The organism is Actinomycetospora sp. CA-101289 (assembly GCF_050955895.1).
Classification (GTDB): domain Bacteria; phylum Actinomycetota; class Actinomycetes; order Mycobacteriales; family Pseudonocardiaceae; genus Actinomycetospora.
The window spans coordinates 1,204,617-1,220,300 of sequence record NZ_CP192093.1 but is presented as its reverse complement, the minus strand read 5'-3'; the positions used below and the strand labels follow the sequence as shown (position 1 = coordinate 1,220,300).

General features: G+C 74.1%; 16 protein-coding genes. 12 read left to right on the top strand and 4 right to left on the bottom strand.

Features of this window, described 5'->3' with window-relative positions; genetic code table 11:
• Nucleotides 1-11: 11 nt before the first annotated feature.
• The 4 genes from ACQPX6_RS06080 to ACQPX6_RS06065 form a co-directional block, all read right to left on the bottom strand.
• Complete coding sequence (locus tag ACQPX6_RS06080; RefSeq protein ID WP_433786193.1) at nucleotides 12-911, bottom strand: VOC family protein; 900 nt, start codon at nucleotides 909-911, stop codon at nucleotides 12-14.
• Complete coding sequence (locus tag ACQPX6_RS06075; RefSeq protein WP_433786192.1) at nucleotides 908-1,825, bottom strand: fumarylacetoacetate hydrolase family protein; 918 nt, start codon at nucleotides 1,823-1,825, stop codon at nucleotides 908-910. Before ACQPX6_RS06075 ends, ACQPX6_RS06080 begins: the two co-directional genes overlap by 4 nt.
• 9 nt (nucleotides 1,826-1,834) lie before the next feature.
• Entirely contained in the window at nucleotides 1,835-2,941 is a 1,107-nt protein-coding gene (locus tag ACQPX6_RS06070) for an alcohol dehydrogenase catalytic domain-containing protein (protein ID WP_433786191.1), read from the bottom strand.
• Nucleotides 2,942-3,008: 67 nt separating this feature from the next.
• Nucleotides 3,009-3,602, bottom strand: a complete 594-nt coding sequence (locus ACQPX6_RS06065; protein WP_433786189.1) for a dihydrofolate reductase family protein — start codon at nucleotides 3,600-3,602, stop codon at nucleotides 3,009-3,011.
• Between the two features lie 163 nt (nucleotides 3,603-3,765).
• On the opposite strand from ACQPX6_RS06065, the gene ACQPX6_RS06060 reads away from it, so the two are divergent.
• The 12 genes from ACQPX6_RS06060 to ACQPX6_RS06005 all read left to right on the top strand — a co-directional run bounded on the left by ACQPX6_RS06060 (nucleotide 3,766) and on the right by ACQPX6_RS06005 (nucleotide 15,580).
• Nucleotides 3,766-4,977 carry a pyridoxal phosphate-dependent aminotransferase gene (locus ACQPX6_RS06060; protein ID WP_433786188.1) on the top strand — a complete coding sequence of 404 codons (1,212 nt, stop codon included), beginning with the start codon at nucleotides 3,766-3,768 and terminating at the stop codon, nucleotides 4,975-4,977.
• A 3-nt stretch (nucleotides 4,978-4,980) separates the two neighbouring features.
• Nucleotides 4,981-5,511 carry a GNAT family N-acetyltransferase gene (locus ACQPX6_RS06055; RefSeq protein ID WP_433786187.1) on the top strand — a complete coding sequence of 177 codons (531 nt, stop codon included), beginning with the start codon at nucleotides 4,981-4,983 and terminating at the stop codon, nucleotides 5,509-5,511.
• Nucleotides 5,512-5,580: 69 nt separating this feature from the next.
• A complete protein-coding gene (locus ACQPX6_RS06050) occupies nucleotides 5,581-5,760 on the top strand; it encodes a hypothetical protein (protein WP_433786185.1) in 180 nt (59 codons plus the stop codon).
• A 137-nt stretch (nucleotides 5,761-5,897) separates the two neighbouring features.
• On the top strand, nucleotides 5,898-6,587 hold the full coding sequence (locus ACQPX6_RS06045) for a hypothetical protein (RefSeq protein WP_433786184.1): 690 nt from the start codon (nucleotides 5,898-5,900) through the stop codon (nucleotides 6,585-6,587).
• Between the two features lie 2 nt (nucleotides 6,588-6,589).
• Entirely contained in the window at nucleotides 6,590-8,782 is a 2,193-nt protein-coding gene (locus ACQPX6_RS06040; RefSeq protein WP_433786183.1) for a bifunctional polysaccharide deacetylase/glycosyltransferase family 2 protein, read from the top strand.
• Nucleotides 8,783-8,879: 97 nt separating this feature from the next.
• Entirely contained in the window at nucleotides 8,880-9,545 is a 666-nt protein-coding gene (locus ACQPX6_RS06035) for an HAD family hydrolase (protein WP_433786182.1), read from the top strand.
• A gap of 101 nt (nucleotides 9,546-9,646) precedes the next feature.
• Nucleotides 9,647-10,846, top strand: coding sequence for a sedoheptulose 7-phosphate cyclase (locus ACQPX6_RS06030; protein ID WP_433786181.1), 1,200 nt, complete (start codon nucleotides 9,647-9,649; stop codon nucleotides 10,844-10,846).
• Nucleotides 10,843-11,667 carry an O-methyltransferase gene (locus ACQPX6_RS06025; protein WP_433786180.1) on the top strand — a complete coding sequence of 275 codons (825 nt, stop codon included), beginning with the start codon at nucleotides 10,843-10,845 and terminating at the stop codon, nucleotides 11,665-11,667. The genes ACQPX6_RS06030 and ACQPX6_RS06025 overlap by 4 nt, the downstream gene beginning before the upstream one ends.
• Nucleotides 11,668-11,687: 20 nt before the next feature.
• Nucleotides 11,688-12,461, top strand: coding sequence for a TauD/TfdA dioxygenase family protein (locus ACQPX6_RS06020; RefSeq protein ID WP_433786179.1), 774 nt, complete (start codon nucleotides 11,688-11,690; stop codon nucleotides 12,459-12,461).
• Nucleotides 12,458-13,804, top strand: coding sequence for an ATP-grasp enzyme (locus ACQPX6_RS06015; RefSeq protein WP_433786178.1), 1,347 nt, complete (start codon nucleotides 12,458-12,460; stop codon nucleotides 13,802-13,804). The genes ACQPX6_RS06020 and ACQPX6_RS06015 overlap by 4 nt, the downstream gene beginning before the upstream one ends.
• Before the next feature lies 1 nt (nucleotide 13,805).
• A complete protein-coding gene (locus tag ACQPX6_RS06010) occupies nucleotides 13,806-14,825 on the top strand; it encodes a D-alanine--D-alanine ligase family protein (RefSeq protein WP_433786176.1) in 1,020 nt (339 codons plus the stop codon).
• A gap of 140 nt (nucleotides 14,826-14,965) precedes the next feature.
• Nucleotides 14,966-15,580, top strand: coding sequence for a superoxide dismutase (locus ACQPX6_RS06005; protein WP_433786175.1), 615 nt, complete (start codon nucleotides 14,966-14,968; stop codon nucleotides 15,578-15,580).
• The last annotated feature ends 104 nt before the right edge of the window (nucleotides 15,581-15,684 follow it).

Below are 15,684 nucleotides of genomic sequence, written 5' to 3'. Positions count from 1 at the left end.
GGAGCGACTACTCAGTGGTCCAAGGACGGGGGATCGATCGGACCCCACTGGTTGACCGTCGCCATGTCGACCTCCCACGTGCGCGGGCCCATCGGGACCTGCTCGTGCCAGGGCCGCGGCTCCCAGTAGCCCTTGGCCTCGTCGTGCACGACGTCGATCTGGGTGAACAGCTCGACGACGTTGCCGTCGGGGTCGCGGTGGTAGGTGAACAGGTTGTGGCCCGGACCGTGGCGTCCCGGTCCCCAGTGCAGCCGGTAGGAGTGCCGCGCGAGGTGGTCGAGCATCGAGATCAGGTGGTTCGGGTCGCGCATCTCGTAGGCGACGTGGTGCATGCCCGAGTACTTGGTGCTGGCCATGAAGTTGGCCGCGTGGTGGTCGGCGTTGCAGCGCAGGAAGACGAAGAAGTCGCCGACGGTGTCCGACCACCGGAACCCGAGCAGGTCCTGGTAGAAGCCCTGGATGCCGGCCAGCTCGGGGGTGTAGGCCGCCACGTGCCCGAGCTTGGTGGGCCGCAGCGGGGTGAAGCCGTCGGCGCCGCTGGGGTCCTGGGCCGTGACCAGGTGCAGCGGCACCCCGGTGCCGGGCTCCTCCAGCACGAGGACGTCCGGGGTGCCCGGCCCGACGTCGCTGCGCCGCTCGGTGGCGTACCCGGCCTCCTCCAGCCGCCGCGCCGCGGCGTCCAGGTCCTCCCAGATCTCGTAGCCGACGACCTGGCGGGCCCGCGTCCCGCCCTCGGTGACCACGACGCAGTGGTGGTCGGCGCCCGTGGTCAGGAACGCCCCGTGGGTGTCGCCCTCGACGAGCACGAAGTCCAGGACGTGCGTGTAGTACTCGACCAGGCGCTCGACGTCCGGGGTCTCGAAGCCGACGTAGCCCAGCTTGGAGACGCGGACGGCAGGCTCTGCGGTCACGGCCGCTCCTCTCGTTCGACGGTGTCGGTGACGGGGTTGCGCAGCGCGCCGATCCCGTCGATCTCGGCGACGACCTCGTCGCCCGGGGCCAGGAAGTCGCCGCGCGGGAAGCCGACGCCCGAGGGCGTGCCGGTGGCGATGACGTCGCCCGGCTCGAGGGTGATCGCGCGGCTGGCGCCGGCGATGAGCTCGGCGATCGGGGTGACCATGTCGGCGGTGCTCGAGTCCTGCTTGACCACCCCGTTGACCGACAGGCGCAGCGCGACCCGCTGCGGGTCCTCGATCATCCACGCGGGCACGATGCCGGGGCCGAGCGGGCAGAACGTGTCCCCCGCCTTCGCGCCGACCCAATCGAAGCCGAACGGCGGGGCGACCGGGTCGGCGCGGTCGAGCAGGTCGCGCGCGGAGACGTCGTTGACCACGGTCCAGCCGGCCACCACGTCGAGCGCGCGCTCGACGGGCACGTCCGCGCAGCGCCGCCCGATCACCGCGGCCAGCTCGATCTCCCAGTCGATCTTCCGGCCCGGGCGCGACGGCAGCACGATCGCGTCGCCCGGGCCCACCACGGACGTCGTCGGCGGCTTGAAGAAGAAGTACGGCTCGACCGCGCCGGCGGGGCGGGGCACGCCCATCTCGGCGAGGTGGGCGTAGTAGTTGGCGCCGGCGCAGAGCACCTTGGGCGGGTAGCGCAGCGGGGCGAGCAGCACCGCGCCCTCGAGGGGGGCCAGCTGCTCGGGGTCGAGGCCGCGCAGCCGGGGTGCGAGGGCGTCCCAGTCGGCGAGCACCTCGAGCATCGTGCGGCCGGCGAGCTCCTCGGGGGCGCGGCGGACCACGCCGGCGGCGAGCACCCCGACCTCGGCCTTCGCCACATCGCCCTGGTGGGCGGTGACGAGCATCCACGGTGCCTCGCGCACGCTGAACTCCTACTCCTGGCCCGCGGTCAGGACGATGCGGCCCATGTTGTCGTCGGCCTCGAGGAAGCGGTGGGCGTCGGCCGCCTGCTCGAGGGGGAACGCCCGGTCGACGACGGGCCGGAAGCCGCGCGCGACCTCCGCCCACAGCGCCCGCCCGCTCGCGTCGTCGCCGGTGCGGACGCCGAGGATCCGCTGGTTGAGCGTGTAGAGCCGGGCGAGGTCGAGCGGCACCGAGCCCCCGAGGAACGCCCCGGAGGAGACGATCGCGCCCCGCGGCGCGAGGACGGCGGTGAGGCGGGCGAAGATCTCGGCGTCCCCGAGGTCGTCGACCGCCACGGCGACGCCGGCCCCGCCGGTGAGGCCGCGGACGTCGTCGACGAAGGAGTCGGCGGTGGGGTCGAGCGCGGCCTCGAGGCCGAGCTCCAGGAGCCGCTCGCGCTTCCAGGCCGCCCGGGAGGTGCCGATGACCCGCGCGCCGAGGTGGCGGGCGAGCTCGGCGGTGGTCGAACCCAGGGCCGACGCCGCGCCTGCGACGAGCACCCAGTCGCCGGCGCGCAGGCCCGCCTGGCGGAGCTGGTTCATCGCCACCGGGCCGGCGAGCGCGACGCCCGCGGCGGTGGCGGGGTCGAGGTCGTCGGGGATCGCCCAGACCGCCGCGGCGGGCACCGCGGTGTACTCGGCGTAGGCCCCGCGGGAGTGCACGCCGGCGATGCGCAGCCCGGGGCACGCCTCCTTGCTGCCCTCCGCGCACGCCGCGCACCGCCCGCAGCCCAGAACCGGCCAGACGGCCACGTGCTGGCCGACGGCGATCCCGTCCACGTCCGGGCCGAGCGCGACGACCGTGCCCGCGTGCTCCACGCCGAGCACGTGGGGCAGAGCGGGCTTCACCGGGTGCCGCCCGGCGCGCAGGGCGACGTCGAGGAAGCGCCCGACGCACACGGCGGCGACGCGCACGAGGACCTCGCCGGGCCCGGGCGAGGGGGTGGGCAGCATGGCGGGGTGGAGCACGTCGGGCGGGCCGAACGCGTCGAGCACGACCGCGGTCGCGGTGGCGGGCACCGCGCGCGGCACGGCGGGCCAGGCCAGCGGCACGGGACTCGCGGAGAGGGTCGGCATCGACGGGGCTCCCTTCGGCGGCTCATAGTGCACACACTTTGGCCACCCACGCAACGAGCCCGAGGGGTCAGGCGGCGCGGACCCGGTAGCGCAGGTGGGTCACGCGCCGGCCGGGCACGACGACGTACGGGTCGTCCAGCACGAGCTCCGGTGCGTCCTCGCCGAAGAAGCGCTTGCCGAGGCCGAGGACGACGGGCGCCAGCGAGATCTCGACCTCGTCGACCAGCCCGGCCGCGAGCGCCTGCCCGCCGACGTCGCCCGCGGTGACCGAGACGTCGGCGTCCCCGGCGAGCTCGCGCGCCGCCGCCACCGCGGCCTCGACGCCCTCGGTGACGAACGTGAACGGGGCGGTGCCGTAGTGCGCCCAGTCGGTCGGCACGCGGTGGGTGAGGACGACGACGTGCTCCCCCGCCGGCGGGCGCCCCTCCCAGCCGTTCGTGTGGTCGAACAGGTGGCGCCCGATCACGCCGGCGCGGATGCGACCCCACTGCTCGCGCATCCAGTCCGCGCTCTCCGTGCCCGTGCGGAAGGGGCGCTGCGCGTCGCCCGCGTGCACGTCGACGTCGCCGGCGGTGAACCAGTCGAAGATCGGGCCCACCGAGTCGTCGGGACGGGCGATGAACCCGTCGAGCGACATCGTCGCCACCAGCACCACGGCCATGACCGGCTCCTCGTCCCTCGGCAGGACACGACGGTATCGCCGCGCAACCGTTCATTCAACCCTCAGGTTGAGCAAGGGCGCGGTGGGTCACGCGGCGGACCCCGTTTGGTAGACCGGGCACGGGCACGGTGCCGTGCCGCGCCCGGGTGCGAGAGGTCAGCCCATGGAGTTCCGGCAGTCGAACAAGCTGCGCGACGTCTGTTACGAGATCCGCGGCCCGGTGGTCGAGCAGGCGAACCTGCTCGAGGAGGCGGGGCACAGCGTCCTGCGCCTCAACACGGGCAACCCGGCGCTGTTCGACTTCGAGGCGCCCGAGGAGATCGTCCAGGACATGATCCGGATGCTCCCGCAGGCGCACGGATACACCGACTCCCGCGGGGTGCTGCCGGCGCGGCGCGCGGTGGCCCAGCGCTACCAGGCGCGCGGGCTCGACGTCGACGTCGACGAGGTGTTCCTCGGCAACGGCGTGTCCGAGCTGATCTCCATGGCCGTCCAGGCGCTGGTCGAGGACGGCGACGAGGTGCTCGTGCCGGCGCCGGACTACCCGCTGTGGACGGCGGTCGCGACGCTGGCGGGCGGGCACGCCGTGCACTACCGCTGCGACGAGCAGGCCGACTGGTTCCCCGACCTCGACGACGTCGCCGCGAAGATCACCGACCGCACCAAGGCGCTCGTGATCATCAACCCGAACAACCCGACCGGGGCCGTGTACTCGAAGGAGGTCCTCGAGGGCCTGCTCGACCTCGCCCGCCGGCACGGGCTGATGGTCATGGCCGACGAGATCTACGACCAGGTGCTCTACGACGACGCCGTGCACCACGACATCGCCTCGCTCGCCGAGGACCTCGTCGTGCTGACGTTCTGCGGGCTGTCGAAGACCCACCGCGTGGCGGGGTTCCGCTCCGGCTGGCTGGTGGTCACCGGCCCGCGCCAGCACGCCCGCGACTACCTCGAGGGCCTGGCGATGCTGGCCTCGATGCGGCTGTGCGCCAACACCCCGGCGCAGTACGCGATCCAGGCCGCGCTCGGCGGGCGGCAGACGATCCACGAGCTCACCGGCCCCGGCGGGCGCCTGCGCGAGCAGCGCGACACCGCGTGGAAGGCGCTCAACGCGATCCCCGGGGTGTCGTGCGTGCAGCCCCGCGGCGCGCTCTACGCCTTCCCGCGCCTCGACCCCGAGGTCTACCCGATCCACGACGACGAGCGCTTCGTGCTGGACCTGCTGCGCGAGGAGAAGATCCAGGTGGTGCAGGGCACGGGCTTCAACTGGCCCACCCCCGACCACTTCCGCATCCTCACCCTGCCCCACGCCGCGACGCTGGAGGACGCGATCGGGCGCATCGGCCGCTTCCTGGAGACCTACCGGCAGGACTGAGGGATGAGCGACGTCCTCCCGGTGCTCACGGGCACCCACGTGCGCCTGCGTCCGTGGCGGGCGGAGGACGCCCCCGCGATCCACGCCGCGTGCCAGGACCCGGACATCCAGCGCTGGACGACCGTCCCGGTGCCCTACGCCCCCGCCGACGCCGACGACTTCCTCGCGCGCCGGGTGCCCGAGGCCCGCGCCCGCGGCGGCGCGGCGTTCGCGGTCGAGGACCTCGCCGACGTGACGCTCGCGGGCAGCACGACCCTGCTGCAGCTCGCAGCGGGCGTGGGCGAGATCGGCTACTGGATCGCCCCCGGGGCGCGCCGGCGCGGGCTCGGCGCGGACGCGCTCACGACGCTGGCCTCGTGGGCGTTCGCGCACGTGGGCGCCCGCCGGCTCGAGCTGCTCATCGAGCCCGGCAACCACGCCAGCCGGGCGCTCGCCGCCCGCGCCGGCTTCGTTGCGGAGGACCTGCTGCGCGACCGTCTCCTGGTGCGCGGCGAGCGCCGCGACGCGCTGTTGCACGTGCTCCTCGCGTCCTGACACTGCACGGGTCGCCGAGTATCGGGTACCGTCGGTACCGGATAACGCAGTCCGACACGAGGAGAACCCATGCTGGGCGACATCGCCGGCACCGCGCCCCTGCGCGAGGCCCTGGAGACCACCAACAGCCTGCTCGCGCAGGTCCTGGACGAGCTCAAGCGCGTCAACGCCGACGGCCTCGTCACCGTGGCGCAGGAGCTGCGCGCGGTGCGCGACGCCCTGCCGACGGAGACCGCCTCGGCCGCCTGACCACCGTCCGGCCCTGCGTTCCACCTTTCGAGTGACGGCTGGACCGTAGCGGTGACCCCTACTCGTGACGATGAGTGGTCGACGAGCCCCACACCGGGGCTCGGCGACGCCACCTCGGCGCAGGCGGGGAGATCACCATGGACGCAGGGCCACGAGAGCCGGTCGCGACGGCGCCGGTGTTCGTCGACGTCAGCGGACGCCGGCGCCGTGGGATAGCCGTGCTGGGCTACCTCGGGGCGTCGGCGTGCACCGCCTACCTCGCGGCCTTCGGCATCACCGTCTCCACCACCGCGGGCACGATCCCGGCGTCCGGCGTCGCGCTCGACCCGGGCCCCGTCGTCGACGAGGGCGCCGAGGAGGCCGGCGGCGAGACCGTCGCCGTGGCCGACACCGTCGTCCCGGCCCCCACCGCGGGCAAGCACGCCGCCGCGACGCGGCCGGCCCGCCACGCGCACCCCACGACCGAACCGGCCCGCGGACGCCACGCCGCGGCCGAGGAGGACGCGACCCCCACCCGCCGGCACACGGCGCGGACGCTCCCCCTCGCCGCCACCACCCGGACGCCCAGCACCCCGACCGCCACCCCGGCGCCCGCCGGCACCGGCACCCCCCGTCCCACCCCGGACACGACACCGGCCACCGGTGGTCCGGGCGGCTCCTCGTCGGGCGGCGCGGGCCCGACGACGGGCACGGGCACCGACGACGACACGGGCAGCGACGCCGGGACCGACACCGGCACCGACGACCCCGGCACCGGCACCGTGTCCGACCCCGCGACCTCCGACGTCCTCGCGATCGGCCCCGTCTCGATCGGGCTCGGGGTCTGACCGTGGCCCGTCACCGCGCGACCCCCGCCCCGCGCCGGCGCCTCGCGCCCCGGCGCGGCGTCGTGCTCGTCGTCGTCGCCCTGACCATGTTCAGCTGCCTGCTGCTGGTGCACGGCCTCGCCCGCTCCCAGGTCGGCGTCGACGCCGCCGGAGCGGTGCCCGGGACCGAGGCCATCGGCCAGGTACCACCCGCGATCCTCGACGGCGGGCCGGTGGTCGACGCCCGCGGACCCACCCCGGTGAGCGCCCGCATGCCGGACCGGACGATCTCGTTCACCTTCGACGACGGCCCCGACCCGGTGTGGACCCCGCAGGTCCTCGAGGTCCTGCGCCGCCACCAGGTGCCCGCGACGTTCTTCGTCGTCGGGTCGATGGCCGCGCAGCACCCCGGCCTGCTGCGCGAGATCCGCGCGTCCGGGTCGGCGGTGGGCCTGCACACCTTCACCCACCCCGACCTGTCCGCGGCCTCGGACCTGCGCATCGACCGCGAGCTCACCGAGACCCAGCTCGTGCTCAACGGCGCCCTCGGCGAGTCGAGCTACCTCCTGCGCCCGCCGTACTCGTCGACCGCGAGCGCGGTCACCGACGACGCGCTGCGCTCGTTCCGCACCGCCGGCGCGAGCGGCTACGTCACCGTGCTCTCCGACGTCGACAGCCGCGACTGGGAGCGCCCCGGCGTCGACGCCATCGTGGCCAACGCGATCCCCGCGCACGGCGCGGGCGGCGTCGTCCTGCTGCACGACGCCGGCGGCGACCGCTCCCAGACCGTCGCCGCCCTCGACCGCCTCATCCCGCAGCTGCGGGCGCAGGGCTACCGCTTCGCCACCCCCGAGACCGCGGTCGGCCTGCCCGCCGACAACCGGCCGGTGGCCGGCGCCGACCACCTGCTGGGCAGCACGGCGATCGGCCTGGTCGCGGTGGCCGGGGTCGTCGTCGACGCGCTGGTCTGGCTGCTGCTCGTCGTCGGCGTGCTCGTCGTGCTCCGCCTGGTGCTCATGCTCGCCGTCGCCCGCCGGCACCACCGCCGTCGCCACCGGCCCGGCTGGTCGTGGGGGCCGCCGGTGACCGCACCGGTGTCGGTGATCGTCCCGGCGTTCGACGAGGCCGCGAACATCGCCTCCGTCGTGCGCTCGCTCGCGGCGAGCGACCACCCCGTCGAGGTCCTCGTCGTCGACGACGGCAGCACCGACGGCACCGCGGACATCGTCGAGGCGCTCGGCCTGCCGGGCGTGCGCGTGCTGCGGCAGGCCAACGGCGGCAAGCCCGCGGCCCTCAACGCGGGCATCGCCCACGCCCGCCACGACCTCATCGTCATGATCGACGGCGACACCGTGTTCGAGCCGGCCACCGTCGGGCGGCTCGTCGCGCCGTTCGCGGACCCGGAGGTCGGCGCCGTCGCGGGCAACGCCCGGGTGGCGAACCGCCGTGGGCTGATCGCGCGCTGGCAGCACATCGAGTACGTGGTCGGCTTCAACGTCGACCGCCGCGTGTACGACGTCCTGCGGTGCATGCCCACGATCCCGGGCGCGATCGGCGCGTTCCGGCGCTCGGTGCTGCTCGAGGTCGGCGGCGTCAGCGACGACACCCTCGCCGAGGACACCGACCTCACGATGGCGATCTGCCGCTCCGGGTGGCGCGTCGTCTACGAGGACTCCGCGCGCGCCTGGACCGAGGCGCCCGCGACGCTCGGGCAGCTCTGGCGCCAGCGCTACCGCTGGAGCTACGGAACGATGCAGTCGATGTGGAAGCACCGTGCGGCGGTGCTCGAGACCGGCGCGTCGGGCCGCTTCGGCCGCCGCGGCCTGGTGCACCTCGCGCTGTTCCAGGTGCTCCTGCCCCTGCTGGCGCCGCTGGTGGACATCTTCCTGGTCTACGGGCTGCTCTTCCTCGACCCCGTGACGACGCTGGTGGCGTGGAGCGCGGTGCTCGCCGTGCAGTGCCTCGCCGCGGTCGTCGCGTTCCGGCTCGAGCGCGAGCGGCTGCGCGTGCTCTGGCTCCTGCCGCTGCAGCAGGTCGTGTACCGCCAGCTCATGTACGCGGTGCTGATCCGCTCGGTGGTCACCGCGGCCGGCGGCATCCGTCTGGGGTGGCAGAAGCTGCGGCGCACCGGCGGCCTGGAGGTCCACCTGACGGCCCCTGTCGACGCGCCCCGGCCCGCCGCACCGGAGCAGCTCGTGGCGACGGGGCGGCGCTGACCCGACCGCCGAGCGAGAAGCAGGAGTTTCGGCCGGTCCCCAGCGGACACCCGCATCGCGGCGCACCTTCGTGCTCCACGACGAAGGGACACCCTCGGTGACCGCACTCCTCTTCGGTTCCCTCAGCAGCGTCGCCGACACCTCCGAACTGCAGCGCGCCGCGTTCAACGCCGCGTTCGCCGAGCACGGCCTGGACTGGCACTGGGACCGTGACGACTACCGCTCGCGGCTCGGGAAGGCCGGCGGCGAGACCCGCATCGCCGACGAGGCCGCCGCCCGCGGCGAGGACGTCGACGCCGCCGCGGTGCACGCCACCAAGTCGCGCATCTTCCAGGAGAACCTGAGCAGCGACGCCCCGGTGCCGCGACCCGGCGTGCTCGAGGTCCTCGAGGCCGCCCGCAGCCGGGGCTGGAAGACCGGCTTCGTCACCACGACCTCGCGCGAGAACGTGCTCGCCCTGCTCGGCGCCCTCGAGTCGTTCGTCGGGGCGAACGACTTCGACGTCATCGTGGCCTCCGACCAGGTCGGCACGCCGAAGCCCGACCCCGCCGCCTACACCTACGCGCTGTCGACCCTCGGCGAGGACGCGGCCTCGGCCGTGGCCGTCGAGGACAACCCCGACGGCGTGCGCGCGGCCGCCGCGGCCGGCGTCGCGTGCCTCGCGTTCCCCAACGAGAACACCGCCGACGAGGAGTTCGACGGGGCGGCGCGCCGCATCGACCGCCTGACCCTCGACGACCTGACCTCCCTCACCGCCGCCTGACCGGCGCCTGACGTCCCGCGCACGCCGCCGGCGGCGGCGCGATGCCGCCTGCCCTCCCACCGCCACCCCGTGACCAGACACGGACGGAGACCTCCGCGCCCATGACCGTCGAGCCGACCCTCACCGCCACCGAGTCCGCCTTCCACGTCGAGGGCTACCAGAAGATCGACTACTCGCTGGTCCTCACCGACGGCGTGTTCGCGCCGGAGAACACCGGCCTCGCCGAGGCCTACCGCCCGTACGGGCGCTGCCTGGCGGTGGTCGACGCGAACGTCGCCGAGCTCCACGGCGACGCCATGCGCGCCTACTTCGCCCACCACGACCTCGACCTCACGGTCTTCCCCGTCGCCATCGACGAGGCCGACAAGACCATGCGCACCGCCGAGCGCATCGTCGACGCCTTCGGCGACTTCGGGCTCGTGCGCACCGAGCCGGTGCTCGTCGTCGGCGGCGGCCTGACCACCGACGTCGCCGGGTTCGCCTGCTCGATGTACCGCCGCGCCACCGACTACATCCGCATCCCCACCACGCTCATCGGGCTCGTCGACGCGAGCGTCGCCATCAAGGTCGCGGTGAACCACGGCAAGGCGAAGAACCGCCTCGGCGCGTTCCACGCGTCCCGGCAGGTGTTCCTGGACTTCTCGTTCCTCGCCACCCTGCCGGTCGAGCAGATCCGCAACGGCATGGCCGAGCTGGTCAAGATCGCCGTGGTCGGCAACGAGCGCATCTTCGCGCTGCTCGAGAAGTACGGCGAAGACCTGCTCGAGACCGGGTTCGGCTACCGCGAGGGCCCGCCGGGGCTGCTCGACGTCACCCACCGCCTGACCTACGACGCCATCGAGACGATGCTGCGCCTGGAGGTCCCGAACCTCCAGGAGCTCGACCTCGACCGCGTCATCGCGTTCGGGCACACCTGGAGCCCGACCCTCGAGCTCTCCGGCGAGCAGCCCTTCTTCCACGGGCACGCGATCAGCATCGACATGGCGCTGTCCACCACGCTCGCGGCCCGCCGCGGCTACATCACCCCGAGCGACCGGGACCGGGTCCTCGGGCTCATGAGCCGCCTCGGGCTCTCCCTGGACAGCCCGCTGCTCACCCCCGACGTCCTGCGCCGCGGCACCGAGGCGATCCTGCAGACCCGCGGCGGGCACCTGCGCGCCGCCGTGCCGCGGCCCATCGGGACGTGCCACTTCCTCAACGACCTGGGCGTCGACGAGCTGGCCGAGACGCTCGAGGCCCACCGCGCGATCTGCCGCGACCTCGCGCGCGACGGTCTCGGCGTGGACGCCTTCCGGCGATGAGCGCGCCGGGAGTGCAGGCCGGCCCGCGGCCGGTGACGCCGGTCGGCATCCTCGCCGCGGCGCTCGACCGCGTCGCCGCGGGCCTCGACGGGGTCGCGGGCGTGCCCGACGAGGTGCGCGACGACCTGCGACGGGCGCAGGAGCTCGCCGGCGGGCTCGATCCGTACCTCGAGCGCTGCACCACGCCCGAGTCGCCCGCGCTCGCCCGGCTCGCCGCGCGGACCCAGGAGCACGACTGGACCCGTCGCGACCCGGACGCGGTGTTCCTCGAGCAGGAGATGCTCTCCGGGCACGTCGAGGGCCAGGCGCTGAAGATGCTGGTCGCGGCCACCCGGGCGCGGCGCGTGCTCGAGATCGGGCTGTTCACCGGCTACTCGGCGCTCGCCATGGCCGAGGCCCTGCCCACCGACGGCCGGCTGGTGGCCTGCGAGATCGACCCGGAGGTCGCCGACCTCGCCCGGCGCGCCTTCGCCGGGTCCCCCGCCGGCGGGCGCATCACCGTGGAGGTGGGCCCGGCCGCGGACACGCTCGCCGCGCTGGCGGCGGCGGGCGAGGAGTTCGACCTCGTCTTCGTCGACGCCGACAAGGCGGGCTACGCCGGCTACCTCACGACCCTGCTCGACACCGGCCTGCTCGCCCCGCACGGGCTGGTCGCCGTCGACAACACCCTCCTGCAGGGCGGGCCGTGGCTCTCCGGCGAGCCCACCGCCAACGCCGCGGCGATCGCCGCGTTCAACGACGCCGTCACCGGCGACCCGCGCGTCGAGCAGGTGCTCCTGCCGCTGCGCGACGGCCTGACCCTGATCCGCCGCAGCGGCTGAGCAGGACACGAGGAGATCCCGTGCACACCAGACCGCTGAGCCCGCTGGGCGTCGAGGTCACCGACGTCGACCTGACCGCCCTCGACGACGAGCAGGTCGAGGCCTTCCGGGTCCTGCTGGCCGAGCACGGCGTCGTCGTCGTGCCGGGCCAGGACGGGCTCGACGACGACGGCTTCGCCGCGTTCCTGCGCCGCTTCGGCGACGTCGTCTTCACCGTCGGGGAGACGCCGGTGCCCGGCCGCGACGACCTCAACGTCGTCTCCAACGTGCGGCGCACGACGCCGCCGCGCAGCGTCTTCCACACGGACACCAGCTACGTCGCGCGGCCGCCGGCCTACACCGCGCTGCGCGCCGTGCAGATCCCGTCCCGCGGGGGCGAGACGCTGTTCACCGACCAGTACCGGGCCTACGAGACGCTGCCCGCCGACATCCGCGCCCACCTCGCGGGCCGCACGATCACCCACGAGGTCAGCGGCCTGCGACCCGAGGACGCCGGGCCCGAGACCAGCGCCGAGCACCCGGTGTTCCGGCGGCACCCGGTGTCGGGGCGCACGTCGCTCTACCTCTCGACGCCCGAGCGCTGCGTGGCGATGAGCGGGATGGACCGGGGGGCGGCGCGCACGACGATCGGCTACCTCTACGAGCACTCGACGGCCGAGGACAACACGTTCCGGCACGCCTGGTCGCCCGGCGACGTCGTGGTGTGGGACAACGGCTGCGTCCTGCACCGCGCCGACCACGCGGACGTCACCGGGGACCGGGTGATGCACCGGGGCATGGTCGCCGCGTCGTGAGCGCCCTCGACCACGCCCGCCGGGTGCTCGTCCACGCCCCGAGGACCCTCGGGGCGCTCGCGCTGCTGACCGTGCCGCTGCCGGTGACCCTCGCGGTGACCGCGGCCGCCCTGGTCCGGTCGCTGCTGGTCACGCCGGTGCGCGCGGAGGCCGAGGACCCGCGCACGGTGCTCGTCAGCGGCGGGAAGATGACCAAGGCGCTGGCGCTGGCGCGCGCGTTCCACGCCGCCGGGCACCGCGTCGTGCTGGTCGAGTCGGCGCGCTACCGGCTCACCGGGCACCGGTTCTCGCGCGCGGTCGACGCCTTCCACGTGGTGCCGGAGCCCGGCGCGCCCGGCTACGTCGAGGCGCTGCGGGACGTGGTGGTCGCCGAGGGCGTCGACGTGTGGGTGCCGGTGTGCAGCCCGGCCGCGAGCCGGTACGACGCGCTGGCCAAGCCGGTGCTCGCCGAGTTCTGCGAGGTGCTGCACCCCGACCCCCAGGTGCTGGGCATCCTCGACGACAAGGACCGGTTCGCCGAGGCCGCGGACACCCTGGGCCTGCCCGTGCCCGAGACCCACCGCGTGGTCGCGGCGAAGCAGGTCGAGGACTTCGACTTCGACGCGCAGCCCGGGCCCTGGATCCTCAAGAGCGTCCCGTACGACCCGGTCGCGCGGCTCGACCTCACGACCCTGCCGCGCCCCACGGCGGCCGAGACCGAGGAGTTCGCCCGGTCGAAGCCGATGTCCGCGGACACGCCCTGGATCCTCCAGGAGTTCACCCCGGGCCGGGAGTACTGCACGCACAGCACCGTGCGCGACGGCCGCGTGCAGGTGTGGGCGTGCTGCGAGTCGTCGGCGTTCCAGCTCAACTACGCCATGGTCGACAAGCCGGCGATCCAGGAGTGGGTGCGCCGGTTCGTCGGCGCCCTGCGCGTCACCGGCCAGGTGTCGTTCGACTTCATCGAGACCCCCGACGGGCGCCTCGTCGCCCTCGAGTGCAACCCGCGGACCCACTCGGCGATCACGATGTTCCACCGCGACGAGGTGGCCCTGGCCCGCGCCTACCTCCACGACCTCGGCCCCGGCGAGCCCCCGTTGACGCCCCGGCCGGACAGCCGCCCGACCCACTGGCTCTACCACGAGCTGTGGCGGATGGTGTCGCGGCCGTCGACGATCCCCGAGCGCCTGGGGGTGATCCGGCGCGGCACCGACGCCGTGTTCGACCGCGACGACCCCCTGCCGTTCCTGCTGCTGCACCACCTGCAGATACCGTCCCTGCTGCTGCGCAACCTCGTCGCCGGACGCCCGTGGATCCGCGTCGACGTCAACATCGGCAAGCTCGTCGAGCCGGCGGGAGACTGAGATGCCGCTCCGCGTGCTGCACCTGGCCGGCTCGGCGGTCAGCGACTTCCACGCCGACCTCTCGCTGACCTACGCCCGCGGGTGCCTCGCTGCCACCGCCGACCCCGCGCGCTACGACCCGGTGCCCGCCTACGTCTCCCCCGACGGTCGCTGGCGCTTCCCGGCGTCGCTCGACGCCGACGCGATCGCCGGCGCCACCCCGCTCGCGCCGGCGGACGCCCTGGCCCACCTCGGACGCCTCGGCCTCGACGTGGTGCTCCCGCAGATGTTCTGCCTGCCCGGCATGACGTCCTACCGCACGATGTTCGACGTCCTGGGCATCCCCGTGGTCGGCAACACCGGCGAGGTCATGGCGATCGGGGCGCGCAAGGCCGTCGCCAAGGCGATGGTCGGCGCCGCGGGCGTGGAGGTCCCCGTCGGCGAGGTCCTGCGGCGCGGCGAGCGCCCGACGATCTCCCCGCCAGCGGTGGTCAAGCCCGAGGACGCCGACAACTCGCTGGGCGTGACGCTGGTGCGCGAGCCCGGCGACGTCCGCGCGGCCCTGGACGCGGCGTTCGCCCACGCCGACCGCGTGATCGTCGAGGAGTTCGTGCCGCTGGGCCGCGAGGTCCGCTGCGGGCTCGTCGAGCGGGACGGCGAGCTCGTGGGGCTGCCGCTGGAGGAGTACCTCCTCGACGACGCGAGACCGGTGCGCGCGTACGCCGACAAGCTCGCCCGCGACGACGCGGGGCTGCGCCTGGTGGCCAAGGACGACCCCGACGTCGTCATCGTCGACGCCGACGACCCGCTGACCGCCCGCGTGTGGGACGTGGCGCGCCGCTGCCACGTCGCGCTGGGCTGCCGGGACTACTCGCTGTTCGACCTGCGCATCGACCCGGCGGGCCGCCCGGTGTTCCTCGAGGCGAGCCTCTACTGCTCGTTCTCGCCCGCCAGCGTGCTGGCCGTCATGGCCCGGGCCGGGGGCATCGGGCTGGACGAGCTGCTCGCGACCGCGATCGCCCAGGCCCGGAAGCGCGCGTAGGTCTCACCGGGCGACGAGTGGGTACACCGGCCCGGTCGATGGGCTCCGGGTCCGCGAACGGCCCGGAGTTGCAAAAGACCGGCAACAGCACCACGCTGGCCTCAGACGCGTTCGCAGCAGCCGACCCGGAGGAGAACCGGATGGCGGAGTACACGCTCCCCGACCTGCCCTACGACTACGGCGCCCTCGAGCCGCACATCTCGGGCAAGATCATGGAACTGCACCACGACAAGCACCACAACACCTACGTCACCGGCCTCAACGCCGCGATCGACGCCCTCGCGGAGGCCCGCGAGCAGGACACGATCGGCACGACGGCGCTGCTGTGGGAGAAGAACCTCGCCTTCAACTACGGCGGGCACATCAACCACTCGGTGTTCTGGAAGAACCTCAGCCCGGACGGCGGCGACAAGCCGACGGGCGAGCTGGCGTCGGCCATCGACCGCGACTTCGGGTCGTTCGACCTGTTCCAGAAGCACTTCACGTCGGTCGCCACGACGATCCAGGGCTCGGGCTGGTCGATCCTCGGCGTCGACTCCCTCACCGGGAAGCTGCGCATCTTCCAGCTCTACGACCAGCAGGCCAACGTGCCGCTGGGCATCGTGCCGGTGGTCATGCTCGACATGTGGGAGCACGCCTTCTACCTGGACTACCAGAACGTGAAGCCGGACTACGTGAAGGCCTGGTGGAACGTCGTCAACTGGGCCGACGCCGCCGAGCGCTTCGAGAAGGCCCAGGGCCTCTCGCTGGTCTGACCCACCCCGATCTCGCGCGGTGATCGTTCCGACAAGCGTCCGCCGCGCGGCGCGCGACGACCCCCCGTGCCCCTGGGCCGGGGGGTCGTTGTGCGCTCCGCGCA